17 protein-coding genes are annotated in these 16,179 nt (G+C 43.1%); 7 read left to right on the forward strand and 10 right to left on the reverse strand.

Annotated features, from left to right (window positions below; translation table 11 throughout):
• Positions 1-9 precede the first annotated feature (9 nt).
• The 6 genes from ACP26M_RS22195 to ACP26M_RS22220 all read left to right on the forward strand — a co-directional run bounded on the left by ACP26M_RS22195 (position 10) and on the right by ACP26M_RS22220 (position 6,782).
• Positions 10-972, forward strand: coding sequence for a hypothetical protein (locus tag ACP26M_RS22195; RefSeq protein ID WP_426583379.1), 963 nt, complete (start codon positions 10-12; stop codon positions 970-972).
• Entirely contained in the window at positions 969-2,099 is a 1,131-nt protein-coding gene (locus ACP26M_RS22200) for a glycosyltransferase family 2 protein (RefSeq protein ID WP_354485171.1), read from the forward strand. The genes ACP26M_RS22195 and ACP26M_RS22200 overlap by 4 nt, the downstream gene beginning before the upstream one ends.
• Positions 2,100-2,339: 240 nt before the next feature.
• The gene (locus tag ACP26M_RS22205; protein ID WP_426583381.1) at positions 2,340-3,548 is read left to right on the forward strand and encodes an ABC transporter permease; all 1,209 of its coding nucleotides are present in this window, start codon (positions 2,340-2,342) and stop codon (positions 3,546-3,548) included.
• A 40-nt stretch (positions 3,549-3,588) separates the two neighbouring features.
• On the forward strand, positions 3,589-4,827 hold the full coding sequence (locus ACP26M_RS22210; protein WP_426583384.1) for a PP2C family protein-serine/threonine phosphatase: 1,239 nt from the start codon (positions 3,589-3,591) through the stop codon (positions 4,825-4,827).
• A gap of 86 nt (positions 4,828-4,913) precedes the next feature.
• On the forward strand, positions 4,914-5,510 hold the full coding sequence (locus tag ACP26M_RS22215; RefSeq protein ID WP_426583386.1) for a ribonuclease HII: 597 nt from the start codon (positions 4,914-4,916) through the stop codon (positions 5,508-5,510).
• A 57-nt stretch (positions 5,511-5,567) separates the two neighbouring features.
• Complete coding sequence (locus ACP26M_RS22220; RefSeq protein WP_426583388.1) at positions 5,568-6,782, forward strand: glycosyltransferase family 4 protein; 1,215 nt, start codon at positions 5,568-5,570, stop codon at positions 6,780-6,782.
• Between the two features lie 80 nt (positions 6,783-6,862).
• Here ACP26M_RS22220 and ACP26M_RS22225 read toward each other — a convergent pair whose 3' ends face one another.
• The 4 genes from ACP26M_RS22225 to ACP26M_RS22240 form a co-directional block, all read right to left on the reverse strand.
• Entirely contained in the window at positions 6,863-7,831 is a 969-nt protein-coding gene (locus tag ACP26M_RS22225; RefSeq protein WP_426583390.1) for a transglutaminase family protein, read from the reverse strand.
• A gap of 96 nt (positions 7,832-7,927) precedes the next feature.
• A complete protein-coding gene (locus ACP26M_RS22230) occupies positions 7,928-8,863 on the reverse strand; it encodes an alpha-E domain-containing protein (RefSeq protein ID WP_426583392.1) in 936 nt (311 codons plus the stop codon).
• A gap of 95 nt (positions 8,864-8,958) precedes the next feature.
• Positions 8,959-10,407, reverse strand: coding sequence for a circularly permuted type 2 ATP-grasp protein (locus tag ACP26M_RS22235; protein ID WP_426583393.1), 1,449 nt, complete (start codon positions 10,405-10,407; stop codon positions 8,959-8,961).
• Positions 10,408-10,605: 198 nt separating this feature from the next.
• Positions 10,606-11,463, reverse strand: a complete 858-nt coding sequence (locus ACP26M_RS22240) for an AraC family transcriptional regulator (RefSeq protein WP_426583394.1) — start codon at positions 11,461-11,463, stop codon at positions 10,606-10,608.
• 89 nt (positions 11,464-11,552) lie between these two features.
• Between ACP26M_RS22240 and ACP26M_RS22245 the strand changes: the two genes are divergently transcribed.
• Complete coding sequence (locus ACP26M_RS22245) at positions 11,553-12,560, forward strand: zinc-dependent alcohol dehydrogenase family protein (RefSeq protein WP_426583395.1); 1,008 nt, start codon at positions 11,553-11,555, stop codon at positions 12,558-12,560.
• 51 nt (positions 12,561-12,611) lie between these two features.
• Here the strand turns inward: ACP26M_RS22245 and ACP26M_RS22250 are convergent, their stop codons facing one another.
• The 6 genes from ACP26M_RS22250 to ACP26M_RS22275 form a co-directional block, all read right to left on the reverse strand.
• Positions 12,612-13,076, reverse strand: a complete 465-nt coding sequence (locus tag ACP26M_RS22250; RefSeq protein WP_426583396.1) for a hypothetical protein — start codon at positions 13,074-13,076, stop codon at positions 12,612-12,614.
• A gap of 191 nt (positions 13,077-13,267) precedes the next feature.
• Positions 13,268-13,873 (reverse strand): hypothetical protein, encoded by a 606-nt coding sequence (locus ACP26M_RS22255; RefSeq protein WP_426583397.1) that lies wholly within the window; start codon positions 13,871-13,873, stop codon positions 13,268-13,270.
• A gap of 16 nt (positions 13,874-13,889) precedes the next feature.
• Positions 13,890-14,270, reverse strand: a complete 381-nt coding sequence (locus ACP26M_RS22260) for a VOC family protein (protein WP_426583398.1) — start codon at positions 14,268-14,270, stop codon at positions 13,890-13,892.
• A gap of 60 nt (positions 14,271-14,330) precedes the next feature.
• A complete protein-coding gene (locus ACP26M_RS22265) occupies positions 14,331-15,137 on the reverse strand; it encodes an AraC family transcriptional regulator (protein ID WP_426583399.1) in 807 nt (268 codons plus the stop codon).
• Positions 15,138-15,604: 467 nt separating this feature from the next.
• Complete coding sequence (locus ACP26M_RS22270; RefSeq protein ID WP_426583401.1) at positions 15,605-15,871, reverse strand: Txe/YoeB family addiction module toxin; 267 nt, start codon at positions 15,869-15,871, stop codon at positions 15,605-15,607.
• The gene (locus ACP26M_RS22275) at positions 15,859-16,080 is read right to left on the reverse strand and encodes a DUF2683 family protein (RefSeq protein WP_090532581.1); all 222 of its coding nucleotides are present in this window, start codon (positions 16,078-16,080) and stop codon (positions 15,859-15,861) included. Before ACP26M_RS22275 ends, ACP26M_RS22270 begins: the two co-directional genes overlap by 13 nt.
• Positions 16,081-16,179 lie beyond the last annotated feature (99 nt).

The following is a 16,179-nucleotide window of genomic DNA, read 5'->3' on the forward strand; positions in this document are numbered from 1 at the left end:
TTTATCTACTTGACACGTTCTGCTAAAAAGGTTGTTTCGTATCTTCTTAAGGCCGGTATATTGATAATTGCAGGGTGGTTTATTTACCGGCAGTTCAACAAAAAGAATAACGACCTAAAGCAGTTTGAACATTTCGCATCGCAAATAAGTACTACCCATGTTGTTATTGTTATGGGACTGGTAGTTATATTGATGTTTTTAAACTGGTTTCTGGAAGCGCTTAAATGGCGCTATGTAACCAAAACATTAATCAATATTTCTTTATGGGAAGCTGTTGAGGCGGTTTTTTGCGGCCTTACCTGGGCAGTAACCACACCAAACAGGCTGGGCGAATATGGCGGACGTGTGATGTTTTTACCCCCCCGCAAACGTATTCCGGGTATTTTTGCCATGGGCGTAGGTTCATTTAGCCAAGGTTCGGTAACCAATGTTTTGGGCGTAATAGCCATGATCTGGTTCGTAGTCAATTTTATTCATGCCAATTTATTGCTGGCCTGGGGGGTAGTTGTTATCGGCGTTGTAATTGCAGCTATGCAGCTGATATTTTATTTTCATATCAAGTGGGCGGTTACTTTGCTTGACAGGGTTCCGTTCATCAAAAAATATCACCGCTTTTTTGAAGTAATGGGCCGGTATCACACCCACGAGCTTATCAACATCATGGGTTTTAGCATTGCGCGGTATATCACGTTTTCAATGCAGTATTTCCTGGTTTTTCAGTTGTTAATGCCGCATATGGTTGTTGTACCCATGATGCTCATGCTGATGCTTTTTTTCGTGGTATCATCAGCTATCCCTTCGCTTGATCTTTTTGATATCGGTGTACGCGGCTTTACTGCTTCGCACCTGTTTGTGTATGTGACCGATCAAAATATCGCCGTAATAGCCGGTGTATCGTCAATATGGCTTATTAATTTATTTATTCCTGCTATTTTAGGATCGTTTTTTGTTTTAAAACTCAAATTCTTTTGACCGCGCTGATTAGTATTATTTCATTATTTTCCATAGGGCTTTATGTGCTGTTGCTCATCTATCTCCGGATAGGCTGGGCAAAGGTCACCACCCCTCCGGTTATCGCCCAAACATTTAGCACCAAAGTTACTGTGCTTATTGCGGCCCGTAACGAGGAAGAAAAGATTCACCTTACCATTGAAGATATTTTGGCCCAGGATTATCCCAAACACCTGGTGGAGGTCATTATTGTTGACGACCATTCAACCGATAATACCGCAGCTATTATTAGCAGTTATGCGGCACAGGGCGTAAAGCTGTTGCAACTTAAGCTTGGTGAAACACTTAACTCCTATAAAAAGAAAGCGATAGCCGAAGCCATTAAACTTTCAACAGGCGACTTAATGGTAGCAACGGATGCTGATTGCCGTATGGGTAATCAATGGCTGCGTACTATAGTTGGCTTTTATGAGCAGCATGACCTGGTTATGATTTCTTCGCCGGTAACTTATTTCCAGGAGCAATCGGTATTTGAGCGCATGCAAACACTTGATTTTTCATCGCTTATTGGTATGGGGGGCGCGTTTTTAGGTCATGGTTTTGCTGCCACCTGTAACGGGGCAAATTTTGCTTATCGTAAAGATGTATTTTATGAAGTAGGCGGCTTTGCCGGCATCGATGATCTGGCCTCGGGCGATGATGAACTTTTATTGCACAAGGTTGGAGAACGTTATCCCGGCAGGATAGCCTTTTTAAAACGGCGCGAGGCAATTGTATATACCCACGCAAAGCCTAATTTAAAAGAGTTTATGCAGCAACGGCGCCGTTGGGCATCAAAATCAACCAAGTACAAAAATAAAAAGATGGTGGCTTTTGCGCTCAGTATCTGGCTGTGTAATTTTATGCTATTGCTAACAGCCGTGCTGGGTATTTTCGATAGCTGTTTCCTGAAATTGTTTTTGCTTACTATCGGAATTAAATATGCGATAGACTTGTTATACATGACACCGATCATGAACTTCTTAAAACGGCGCGAACTGCTGTTGTACGTAAGCTTTGTTTTGCCGCTTAATATCCTTTATTTCGTTATTATCGGTTTTTTAGGGAAAAATAAGAAGTATGCCTGGAAAGGCAGAATCGTTAAATAAGCCGAAAGCTCAAGGCTGAAGGCCTAAAGCTTCATCCTTTTGCGACGAAGCATAGTTTAAGTTAATAGGCTTTGGGCTTTTCGTTTTTAACTTCCATTTATGCTTTCGGCTTCAGCTGTAATTCAGCTTTCAGCCTTAAGCTTTCTGCTTTTGGCTATTTGATTGTAAAGAAACCTGTCCTTATTGCTAATTGCTCCTATTTAAGCGATATTTAGCCAATACACATGAACTATTAACACATTGGCCGAAATTACACCAGCAAAACGCACCTGGCGTGTTTTTAAGCGTAATAAACTTGCTGTAGGCGGGCTTGTATTTATCCTGCTCACGCTGCTTGTTGCGATACTGGGCTACCTCATTATGCCCGATGATACGCCCCTGGCCAATAATATGATCATACAGCTCAGTATAAAAAAGCCGGGCTCAACCTATATGATGTTAAAGCTCAGGAAAGCGGAGGCTGTTGATACCGTAAATTTTTTCAGCAGGATGCTGTATGGGCAGCCGTCGTTTTATAAAGAAGTTCCCGTTACCGGGTATCATTTCGTTAAAGATTCTATTTACGTTAACGGATATATTGGCGATGAAGATAAGCCCGAGAAAAAAGCCTACAATATTTTTGAGGTAATGACCGGGCAAAAGCCGGTTTATAAAAACGGGAGGGTTACTTTTAATTATAACGGCCAAATTGTTGTGAGGGAAGCCAATGACGGTGTTTATCGCAGGTTTTGGGGAAGGGTTTATGAAGAAAACATTGGCTTTAAAACTTTTTGGCTTGGTACTGATGGTTATGGCCGGGATATGCTAAGCCGCCTGCTGCTGGGCACGCGGATCTCGCTTGCTGTGGGTTTAATGTCGGTTATCATCAGTATGCTGCTGGGCGTAACTATAGGTGCGGTAGCGGGTTATTTTGGGGGATGGGTTGATGCCTCATTAAGCTGGCTGATGAATATTTTATGGGCGCTGCCGGCCCTGTTACTGGTGATAGCCATATCATTTGCGTTGGGTAAAGGACTATGGCAAATATTTATAGCCGTTGGCCTTTCCATGTGGGTTGAAGTGGCGCGCCTGGTGCGCGGTCAGGTAATGGGCCTTAAACAGGTGGAGTACATCGAGGCCGCAAGGGCATTGGGTTTTAGCAACAAGCGCATTATAGCTAAACATATTTTACCCAACATAACCGGGCCGATACTGGTTTTGGCCTCCTCAAACTTTGCCTCGGCTATACTTTTAGAGGCGGGCCTTAGTTTTTTGGGTTTTGGCGCACAGCCGCCTATGCCAACCTGGGGCGGCATGATCAAGGAACATTATGGTTATATTGTTATGGATTCGGCTTTTTTGGCTATCATTCCCGGTATGGCCATTATGCTGCTGGTTTATGCTTTTAACCTGGTTACTGTTGGCTTGCGCGATGCCTTTGATATAAAATCACAAAGTACTCGTATTTAAAAATTATTTCTTCTATTTTAGTCAGCGTACTTATATCAATATGCTGAATATAGACGACGGTTCCGGCGAAGACGAATTGATCAGGCTTTTGCTCAAACGGCAGTCGGAATTAAATTCTTTATTGGAAATTACGCGGGCCATAAACAAAAATACCGCTACTCCTATCCTCATTCAAATGCTGGAAGTTATCCTGCAAAACTATTTGCAGGTAGGTAAACTCAGGTTTTTGATTGAAAAGGATGATAAATTTGCCTGTATAGCCAAGTATGGCGGCGACGTTGAATCGTCGGTAGTGCTGGCCCGTGCGTGTAAAAAGCTGAGTAAGGTTAAAGCGCCTATAGCTATTGCCGGGCACCGCGACCCTGTCCTTAAAAAATATAATTACTTTATCCCGGTATATCACAAAAGCAAGGCACTTGCCTACGCCCTTATCGGCGATTTTAATACCTCGGGTGAGATGCTTAACAATGATCTTAATTTCATCCAAACGCTGATGAACGTGATTATTGTGGCGCTTGAAAATAAAAAACTTTTCCGCGAACGGCTGCAATCAGAACGTTTTTTGCGCGAGATGGAGCTTGCCGTGGAGGTGCAAAATATGCTGATCCCCATGCGTGAACATAAGGACGAAAGTGTGGAGATCGGGGCTAAGTATCTTCCGCATCAAAACATAGGCGGTGATTATTTTGATTTTATCCGCCTTAATGAGCACGAGTTTTTATGGTGTATTGCCGATGTATCGGGGAAGGGTATTTCGGCTGCTTTACTGATGGCCAACTTCCAGGCCAGCCTGCATGCCTGGGCGGCGGTTGAAGGTGATTTGACCAATATTATTGACCGTTTAAATAAAATTGTACTCAGCAATACCAAGGGCGAACGGTTTATCACCCTGTTTCTTGCGCGATATAATCAAAAAAAACGGCGGCTTAATTATATTAATGCAGGGCACAACCCAACCATACTTTATTCAGAAGGGGGAGCCATTCCGCTTAAACTGGGTACCACCATGATTGGGGTTTTTGAAGATCTGCCTTTTTTAAACGAGGGCGAAGTTGATGTGGAGCCCGGCAGCCTGATCTTTAACTATACAGATGGGCTCATGGATTTTGAATCGCCCAGCACCAAAATATGGAATGAGGATAAATTACTTGATTTTGTGCTTGCGCATGGCGAGCTATCGCCCGATAATTTTAACCAGGCGCTGTTGGATTATTTGAGCAACGTTTATAAAAGCAAGCCCATTGATGATATTACCCTGCTTACGCTAAAAATTTTTTAAGTAAAGGATGCGTTAGCCGCATGTTGAAAAACACATCATACTAATTGTTTTACTAACACGTTTACAACTCTTATTATATTTGCCGGATGTTATCAGCCAGGTACCAGTACGAATTTTTGGAAGCAGGATGCGATGAAGCGGGGCGAGGATGTTTGGCCGGGCCTGTTTTTGCCGCCGCAGTGATTTTACCCTCCGATTTTGACCATCACCTGCTGAACGATTCCAAACAAGTTACCGAAGAAATAAGGTACCAGCTTCGTGCCGAAATTGAGGAAAAAGCGGTGGCTTATGCCGTCGCATCTGTTGATAATCTGGAGATTGATGAGATCAACATTCTCAATGCATCATTCCTGGCTATGCACCGGGCCATCGAAAAATTACATCTTGAACCCCAGTTTCTGATCATCGACGGCAACCGCTTCAAAAAATACCGGAACATCCCGCATGAGTGTATTATACAAGGCGATGGAAAATATTTCAGCATAGCGGCTGCATCTATCCTGGCCAAAACCTACCGCGACGATTATATGATGCAAATAGCGGCCGAACACCCGGAATATGAATGGCATACCAATAAAGGCTATCCAACCATTAGGCACCGCGAAACCGTAATGAAGATTGGTTTTACGCCCTATCACCGCCGCACTTTCAGGGTTACCGATCCGCAGTTAAGTATTTTTTAATGAAGTTTTGAATACCACGTTCAGGATGGTATTTTTGTTAAAAACCAAATCCACCGTTTGAAGATCCTAATTTTAACACATCGTGTACCATTTCCGCAGAATGGCGGTTACGCTATTGTGGTTTGCAATACCATAAAAGGGCTGATTGCACTTGGGCATGAAGTTGCATTGGTAGCTTTAAACGGGAAAAGATATCATGGCAGTGTACAAACAAACGAAGATGAGCTGATGCAGAAGATCAGGTACACATCATATGACATTAACATCAATATATCTGTACTTGATTCCATAACTAACCTGTTCAACAAAAAATCAAACGATGTTGATCGTTATTACAATGCCGAATTTGAAAAACTCCTGCTGCGCGAATTGCGCCAGACGGCATACGATGTTATCCAGTTTGAAGGCTTGTTTGTAACGCCTTACCTGACCGCTATGCGTAAGCATACCAAAGCCAGGTTGATTTACCGGTCGCATAATATCGAACACCAGGTATGGATGAGGCTGGCACAACGAAAAAGCGACCTGTTTAAGAAGTGGTACCTGCATTTGCTGGCCCGCCGGGTGAAAGATTATGAACTGCAGCAGCTTAATAAATTTGATGCCATTGCTGTATTTACCAATGAAGATAAAAAAACGCTGTTATCATACGGTGTTACCATCCCGGTTGATATTTTTCCGGTAGGTATTTCCCTGACCGATTATAAGCCTGATTATAATAAAACGGAGTTCCCAAGTTTGTTTTTTTTAGGTTCGTTAGATTGGATGCCCAACCGGGAGGGGATTGAATGGTTTATTGAGAATTTTTATAAAGACCTTACCGAGGGCGACCTCCGCGTAAAATTTTATGTTGCCGGACATAATATCCCCGATAGCTTTGATGATTATGAAGCGATGGGAAAGATCTTTATCCAGGGAGAGGTTGACGACGCTTCTGAGTTTGTGAATAGTAAGGCTATTATGGTGGTACCCTTGCTTTCAAGTGGTGGCATGCGGGTTAAAATAGTAGAGGGCATGGCCATGGAAAAATGTATTATCTCTACCTCATTAGGTGCCGAAGGCATCAATTTTACCAATGGCACTAATATCCTTATTGCTAATAACCGGCAGGAGTTTTATGATGCCATTGAACGCTGTATTACCGACGAAGAATTTTGCCGTAACATTGGCCTCAACGCCCGCCGTTTAATTGAAGAACAGCATGATGTACATGTAATAGCACCGGGCCTTGTTGCTTTTTATCAAAGCCTGGACGTTGATTTACCTGAATAAGGGATTCCCTATGCCATTGTTGGTGTGACAACAATTTCTCCGCTGCTACCGCCAACTGAAAACTGCCACTGCCAACTGACCTACTGCTGTTGTTGCTGCTGCTGTTGAATGATCTCCATATATCGCTGATAGCTGTTTTTAGGAAATTCGGCTACCGCGTGCATAGCCGGCGATTCGTGGGTTTTATCCTCAAAAACAATAGTATCTGCATCGTCAACAATTACTGATACTTCCAGCTTGTGGCCGTAGGCGCCTTTATAAACGCCTTTAACCGGCGAACAATCTGAAAAATTGCGGCCAACAGCCAGGCGTACGTGAGTTTCATTGGCAATACAGTTATTTGTAGGGTCGATGCCAAGCCATCCGTAGTCGGGCACATACACTTCGGCCCAGGCATGGGTTGCCCCTTCGCCGCGCATAGCACTGCTATGGGTGCAGATATAGCCGCTTACATAACGGGATGGTATTTTAAGCTGGCGAAGCATCACCATTAAAATATGGGCAAAATCCTGGCAAACGCCGGCTTTAAGCTTCCACACTTCATCCAGTGTAGTTTCAACCGTGGTAACGCCTTTGATGTACTCAAAGTTTTTGTAAACCCAGCCGCAAAAACGAAGTGCTATCTGAAAGGGCGTTTCATCTTTACGCCGTTCCTGCTCAACTATTGCCTGTAGCTCGGGCAGGCCTTCAAAATATTCCTGCTTTAGAAAATCAATATAGGGCACCATGTATTGAAGACGTTTAAGATCCTCCCATTGCTGCTCCGGAAAAATATCGTTAACCGGCAACGGGCGCTGGCGGGTAATAACAACCAGCTTTGAGTTAATGACCAGCATATTGTGCTGGTCGCTGTAGGTGAAGCTGCCAACCTCGTTGCCATAGTAATCGGTATGAGTATCAACTACCGGGTTGCCGGTTATACTTAGCTCCTGTTTTACCACTTCCTGGTATTCATCTTTTATCGGGAACAGGATGATTTGGTTGGCGCTGTCACGAACCGGGCCTTCATAAGTGTATTTGGTGATATGTTGAATCTTAAATTCAGGCATTGTTTTAATTTTTTAATTTGAGGATTTGAAAATTTGAAAATGAAAAGATAGACCGGCATTTTCAAATCTTCAAATCAAAACATCTTCAAATTGTTATCATGAATTAGCAAAGTAATGTTGGTTTAATGAATTGCCTATGCCGTATAGCTCACTCCTGATCTGGGTGAGAAACAGGTGCAGGCCTTCCTGCTTGATACTTTTTACCGAACTGTATTTGATGCGGCTTTGCAACCGGCCTATCTGAAACGACATTTCCCTGTAGTCATCGGCATTGCTGTCATTCTTCAATCTGTCGAAATAGCGCTGAATATTATTTACCGAATAAATAACCGAGCGCGGAAAATCGTTGTTCAGTACAACCTGTTCCAAAACATTTTCGGCCTCAAAGCCTTCACGGTATGTTTTTAAATACAGTTCGTACCCACCCAATGAAAGCAGCAGGTGTTTCCAGTAAGTGGTATCCGTAAGCAGATCGGGGTTGTCACTTATCGAGCTGAATTTAGTATCCAAAATATCAACCGACTGGATGGCCCGCTCCAGGTATTTGCCAATGTTCATAAATGCGCGGCCTTCGCCGCGCTCCATAGTAATCTCCACTGTGCCGTAATAAAGCATTACTTGTTTTATCAGTACGTCCAGTACCCCTATCGGGTCTTCCCAGTGCAGGGCGCGTTCCAGCCGCGGATCTTTTACGGTGTGGTAATATTCATTCAGGCATTGCCAAAGGTCTTTGGTGATGTGCTCCTGTACACCGCGGGCGTTTTCTCGTGCCAGTGTAATGATGTTGAGTATTGAATTAGGATTATTTTTCCCGGTAACCATATACTTTAAAACCGACCGGCTGTCGTTGTCCAGTTTTTCGGCTTCGCCGGCGTTTAGCCCGGCAAAAATCCTCATTACAGGTTCCCAGGTAAATTCCTGCACTGTATCCTGCGATGAGGCATAATTAATTTTGAGCATCCGCAGCATACCATCGCTGCGCTCAATATAGCGGCTTAACCAATAAAAACTTGCTGCAACCCTGCTTAACATATGATCTAAATTTCGGAATTCGGATGTTCAATTTCGGATTTACTTAGCTCCGCATCCTTCTTGTTTTTTATTTTGATTTAAAAGCCTTTTACCTTTCAGGCTAACACCCACGTGTCCTTACTACCGCCACCCTGCGAGCTGTTTACCACCAGTGACCCTTCTTTTAACGCCACACGGGTTAGGCCGCCTGGGACAATTTCAATGCCATCGGGGCCGTACAGCGCGTATGGCCTTAAATCAACCCTTCGTGGCTTTAGTTCGCCCTGCATGTAACATGGCGCCGCCGAAAGACTGATGGTTGGCTGTGCTATGAAATTACGCGGATCTTTCAGGATTTCCTTTTTATATTCATCTATTTCCTGCTCGCTTGCCGCATGTCCCATCAGCATCCCGTAACCGCCGCTGCCATTGGTTTTCTTAACCACCATTTTATTGAGGTTTTTAAATACCATTTCGCGTTCATCCGGATTGCCTAACTGGTGTGTTGGCACGTTTTTGAGTATTGGCTCTTCGTTCAGATAATAGCGGATCATATCTGGCACATAGGCATAAACCGCCTTATCGTCGGCAACGCCTGTGCCTGTAGCATTTACTATGGCTACGTTTCCTTTGCGATAAGCGCCCATAAGGCCTGCTACGCCAAGCATACTTGCCGGGTTAAATACCAAGGGATCGAGAAATTCATCGTCCACCCGGCGGTAGATCACATCAACCTGTTGCAGCCCGGTGGTGGTTTTCATGTACACCTTATGGTTGTTCACTACCAGGTCGCGTCCTTCTACCAATTCAACCCCCATCAGGCGGGCCAGCGTGGTATGCTCAAAATAGGCCGAATTATAAATACCCGGCGTAAGTAAAACAATAGTTGGGTTATGGATTTGCCGGGGTGAAAGCGCCAGCAGGTTTTTATATAGTATTGACGGATATTCGGTAACGCTGCGCACACTGCATTGCGGCAGCAGGTCAGGAAACAAGCGTTTGGTGATCTCCCTGTTCTCGAGCATATAACTTACGCCCGATGGGGTGCGCAGGTTATCTTCGAGCACGTAAAAAGTGCCGTCTTCATCACGGATAAGGTCGATGCCCGAAATATGTACATAAATATCATAAGGCACCTGGAGCTGGTACATCTCGCGCAGAAAGTGCGGACACGAATAAATAATATCAATGGGTACTATGCCGTCCTTTACAATAAACTGATTGTGGTATATATCCTTCAGAAATAAATTAAGCGCGTTAAGGCGCTGCTTGATGCCACGCTCAACAAAAGCCCATTCATCGGCAGTGATGATACGGGGGATAATATCAAAAGGAAAGATCTTTTCAATGCCTTCGCCGCTGTTATAAACGGTAAAGGTGATGCCCTGGCTCATGAAAAGGCGCTTGGCAAGCTCCTCCTTTTTGTTCAGGTCGTCGGCCGATTCCTTCGAAATGTAGTCAATAACTTTACGGTAATGTTCCCGAACATTAGCGTCTAAGTCATACATTTCGTCCCAAACATTATCAATTGGGCTGTATTTGTCAAAATAAGCTGATTCTTCCATGAAAAAATTACAATAAATTAAAAATTGACAATCAGTTATCTTTCAGAATTGTAATTTATGAAGTGTTTTTGATAAAAAAGCAAATTATTTTGAAATTTTTGAAGATATTTTAATCAAATTTTCAATTCATGGCGATTTTTAAAATATAATTCTTGTTTTTGTTGGGTCGTTAATATAAAACTGACGGGCTTTAACGTATTAAACAAGGGTATGCAATTCTCCTCCCGCTTTCCTAAAATCCGAAGGGTTCATATGTCTGTATTTTTTAAAAATACGGTTCAGGTGGCTTTCATCATTAAAACCAAGCTCGTTGGCAATTTCAACCATACGCATGTTGCTGTGCAGTAAACGGTTCTCAATCAGCTTGAGTTTGTAATTGATGATATACTGCTGCATAGTTTCGCCGGTATGTTTTTTAAAATACTGGCCGAGGTAGTTTTCAGAGATTCCGGCTTTATCGGCTATGACTTTAGCTTTTAGTTTTTCGGGGAAGTAGATGTTGGCCTGGATGTATTGCAGGATATCAAGCGTTTTTTCTTCGGTGTTCTCACTAACATCATCGGGCATGCTCATAGCCACATTACGGGCGGCGATTACTATAACCGTATTGATATATTGCTGCAGGAGCGCTTTACTGTAAAGCCCTTTTTTTTCTTTTTCACTGATGATGGCCTGCATAATGGGTTTTACAACGGCTTTGTCTTCATCGGTTTTTAATATGCATCCCGGTGCCTGGCCTGCGTTTTTTAGCAAAAAATTGAGATGCTCGGTTGTTTCGCTGCTAAGGCCGCGATCTTTAATGTAAAGTTGGTTGAAACGGATAAACAGGAACTGCGTTTCGGTTAGTATCTCAAAATAATGTGAGTCATCAGGTGTAAGTAAAAACAGGTGACCGGGTTTATAGGTAAACTTGCTTTTGTTTATGCACTGCTTTCCGGTGCCGCTTACGATATAAATAAACTCGAAAAAGCTGTGTGAGTGTTCGCTGCGGGGACAGGCGCTGAGTGGTTCGCGCAAAACAACTTCAAAAGGCTGGTATAAATTATCTTTTACCATAGTGTAAATGTACAAATGTTACGAGGAATTGTACAAGGAATATGGTCGCCTCCTTGTATAATTTTGTATTGTAATTAAACAACAACACAATGGAAACTCAAAATACAACAATGCAGGCCCTTATCGCTCCTGAAGCAAATGCGCCTTTCACAATAACCGTAGTTGACCGCCCAATTGCCTCCAAAGGCCAGGTACTGGTGCGTATTATAGCCAGCGGCGTCAGCGTATTGGATAATAAGATCCGTACCGGTAAAGGCGGGCATGCCAGGCAGCCCTTACCTGCCATTTTAGGGATGGACTTTGCCGGCATAGTTGAAGCAGTTGGTGCTGATGTAAATACTTTTAAACCTGGTGACGAAGTGTATGGCCTTGCCGGTGGTATTGGTGGGCTACAGGGTACTTACGCGCAATATGCTGCCTTTGATGCGGACCTGCTTGCTATTAAACCATCTCACTTAAGTTTCAGACAGGCGGCTTCCATGCCGCTTAATTTTATTACTGCCTGGGAAGGCCTCGTAGACAGGGCAAATGTGCGTGAGGGACAAAAAGTGCTGGTACATGGTGGTGCCGGAGGCGTTGGCCATTTAGCGGTTCAGGTAGCGAAAGCTTTTGGCGCGGATGTATATGCTACCGGCAGCGCGGCCCAGCAGCAATATATTGAAAGCATTGGCGCTACCTTTATTGATTACCGTGCCTCAACTGTTGACGAATATGTGAACAATTATACTAACGGCGAAGGGTTTGACATTGTATATGATACCCTGGGCGGAGCTACTTTAGATGCATCATTTAATGCGGTGCGTTATTATACTGGTCATGTGGTAAGTTGCCTGGGCTGGGGTGAGCATAAGCTGGCGCCCTTATCATTCCGGGGAGCTACATACTCCGGAGTGTTTACTTTGATGCCGATGCTCTCCGGTAGAGGCCGCAAACATCATGGTGAAATTATGCAGCAGGCTACAAAACTTGCTGAGGCCGGCAAAATTGTTCCGCTGGTGGACGAGCGTACATTTACATTGGCAAACGCCAATCAAGCCCACGAGATCTTAGAGAATGGTAAGGCAAGCGGTAAATTGGTGATTGACGTTGCCGAGTAAGGTGGTTCGCCCTAAAATAAGTTGACCTCTCCGTTTTCAAGGCTCAGGATTTTAAAACGGCCTGAATAACGGGCGGCTGATCAACGGCGAGAACGACCAGGGGATGGAACTTAAAATAACCAGCAGGGCAATGGTTAGCCAAATGGCCGTGGTTTTAAATTTGTCCTTATCAAGTGTTTTTCGTTTGGCTTTTGATGAGGCAACAGTGATCAGCGTAATGCCGATCAGCATCATGGTAACATGCTCCATGCCAAAAAACCTGATCTGCCGCTCGTGCACCGCCTCTTTAAAATGGCTGATGAAATAATTGGCTATCGGGCTGATGAAATACAGCCAGAGCCCAATAGTTAGCTGGATATGGGCAATATTGGTAGTAATAACCCGTACGCGGTCTTCAAATTTTGAATAGCTTTTGTTAGTAAGCCATCCGCTGTAAGCGCGATAAATGGCAAAAAGCAGGCTGGCCAAAACAAACCAGCGCGTAAGAGAGTGTAATGCTAAAATAAAAGCGTACATATATTAATGTATGACGACCGGCAAAGGAAAAGATTTTATCCGAAATAAAATTATTTTGATACCAATCCCCTTATATAAATTTCACCGGGTTTATCAGTTGAGTGCCTTCCGGCAATAGGGCCTTTGCGGGCTTCAGGCACGAGCATCCATATATTGATCGTTACATCCGGCGCCCCATCTTTATTCTTTTTTCAGGTTAGGTTTATTTCGTTGATGTCCTGCGCCGAAATGAGCATACTTTCATCGTCGACAAAATAGCCGTCAACAGCAAACCTCACATTACCACTTACTCCAAACCTCCTTTTTATATCGTCAAAAGTATTTGTTTCAATTTTCACTCCTTTTTTAAGGGTTATCATTATTGTACCAAACCTGCTTAGGTTGGCGACCTTTGCTGGAACATCCTTGTCTTTAAAAACTGTCAACCAAGCAACATCATTTGGATTTATATGGCCAAGACCAGTAATGATTTTGGAGTTAACAATAATTAATGGCTGCCGTTCCTTTGCATCAGGTAAATGGCGGTATAAGGAATCGGCGGGAGACTTAGACTGGTAGCTTTTATATGCATTAGTTGTGTCTTTAAACGAGGGGCTTTGATTGGGGTGTAACAAAGCTTTGCCGGTATCTGGCTTTACCTGCAAAGGTTGAGCTGATTTAATTTGCGGCGGTGACGTTTGAGGTAGGACTGTCTGAGCAAAAGCGGTAGTTCCATAAAACAGACACACTAAAACAGTTAAAAGATTTTTCATGGTTGTAATTTTATGGATAAGATGCAGGCGCTGTTTGATTTCCATAAATTATTCAAATTATTTATAGCGGGTTAGTAATCCACCATGTATTTCCGAACGGGTCTTTTACCCCTGCACTCCTGCCGTATGGTTGATCGGCCGGCGGCATAACGCTTTCGGCTCCGTTATCAAGGGCCTTCCGGTAAGTTTCGTCACAGTTTTCTACGTATACAAACATACCTGCATTTTGCTGTTGGTAAGTATCGGTACAATCGGCAAACATGATGGTGCTGCCATTGATGTTAACCTCGGCGTGCATAATGGTGTGTCCATCGCGCATGGTTTTAATTTGTTCGGTTGCGCCAAAAACCTTTTGGGTAAACACGATAAACTGAGCGCCGTTTTTAATAATGAGGTAAGGCATTACAGCCTGGTAATTTTCGGGAATGTTTATTGTTGCCATAATTTGTTTTTTTCTCAAAATTAGCTGTCCCCCTGTTCTCAAAATTGTAAAAACTGGACATTATGTGTTCCGGTATTCAGTTCCCTCTGCCTTGCCTGAAAAATAAAAACCCGGATGATAGCCGGTAAACTCCTTCACGTCATGAATAAAGTGCGATTGGTCGTAATACCCGCATTCCAGCGCTATTTGGGTTAGTGTTTTATCTGCATTATATTGAGTCAGGGCATCCTGAAGGCGCACCAGCCGCATATAAGTTTTAGGGCTAAAGCCCGCGGACTCCTTAAATTTACGGTCGAACTGCCTTGCCGATAAATTATAGGCATCAGCCAGTTGAGCAACCGTTCTGTATTGTTTATTATGGATCACATTCCTGATCGCTACCGCTATGCGATCGTCTTTTAACACATTTTGACGTAACCGGGCTATTAAAAATGCAGACAGGATCTCTGCCCGTTTATGGTTATTTCCGGCCACCATGATCTGCTCTTCCAGCTCCTGGCCCGGCCGGCTTAAAAACGTATCGAAATCAAATGCGAGGTTACTGGTTTGGCTGCTGGGGATGTTAAAAAAATAAGGCACTGCAAAAGGATAAATATAGGCGCCAAATATGCCAAAGCTTTCGGTTGTTATAAACCTGCGATATTGTGTAGTTTGAAATTGAATGCCTGACAGGCTTGGGCTTTGCTCATTCTTCCCATTCAATTCATTAAACGACGAACGGTAGTGAAATACCAATTCGGTACAGGCATCAGCAACAGAGCGATAAATATATGACGAATGATCCGGCTTCAGTTCATGCTCAAGCACCCAGTAAAATCTTACATAAGGTTTAAGCTCGGCCGGTGGCTGGATCGTGAAATAACGCATCGTTTTGATTTGGGATTGCGAATGTTCGATTTCGGGATTAAATAAATTTAGGGTTTTATTTAAAAGATGACCATCCGCCAGTTTAGTTATTATTCCTTCACTATTGAAAAAATGTTCAATCCGTCCTCAATCACCTATAATTATAAAACCCTCCTGAACCTCTTTAAAACGAGCGAGCACCCGGCTTAATATTGCATGCTTACTCTGTATGCTATTGTTTAATGTTAACAAAGATCTCTGAATCAGTGATATCATAAGCCAGATATGATTTGCATATATCCGCGTTGTCCCATAAGGATCAATTGTTACCCCTGTTGTCTTTTTTAAACTGGACAATACCGGCTCTAAAGTTTCAATGTCCGTTTCATCTAACTCAAATAGTTTTTGACTGAGGTGGATATCATTTATATCATAAAAATCCAGAGGCATTTTATTTCAGGATAACTTTTCTCCCAAGATGTGGGATATTACTTCGTATAATGAAACCTAAGTGAGTAAACTGTTATAATATGGTCTTCTACTTTGTAAACAATACGATGTTCCTGGTTAATGCGTCTTGACCATGCACCCGAAAGGTTGTGTTTTAGTGCTTCAGGTTTACCGATACCTTTGAACGGATCAATTTGTATTGCCTGCATCAATTGACGAATCCGTTTAAGAATAATGATATTTCCGCTCTTCTTCCAGTATTCAAGATCAGTCAGCGCTTCGTCAGTAAAATTTATAGTTTCCATATGTCATCAAGGTTAAGTTTGGTGACTTTACCTTGATGCTCTTGCTCAATTGATTTTTGCAGATGCTGAGCATTTGCTTCTGAAGAAAGCAAGTAAGCAGTATCATCCGTTATTTCACTCGTTTTATAATCAACATGCAGGGCATCCAAAAAAATCCGGATAGCAGTTTCCTGATCTGCATCTGCAGGATGTATGGTTAATGTTGTCATATATCAAATATACCCGTTTTTATTTCAACCGTCAAATCTGTCTAAAATACAACCCGATACAGCCCCTGCAAATAATGGGGCAAATCCGAAATCAAAATC

Origin of the sequence: Mucilaginibacter sp. R-33 (assembly GCF_049949235.1) — a bacterium.
GTDB lineage: Bacteria > Bacteroidota > Bacteroidia > Sphingobacteriales > Sphingobacteriaceae > Mucilaginibacter.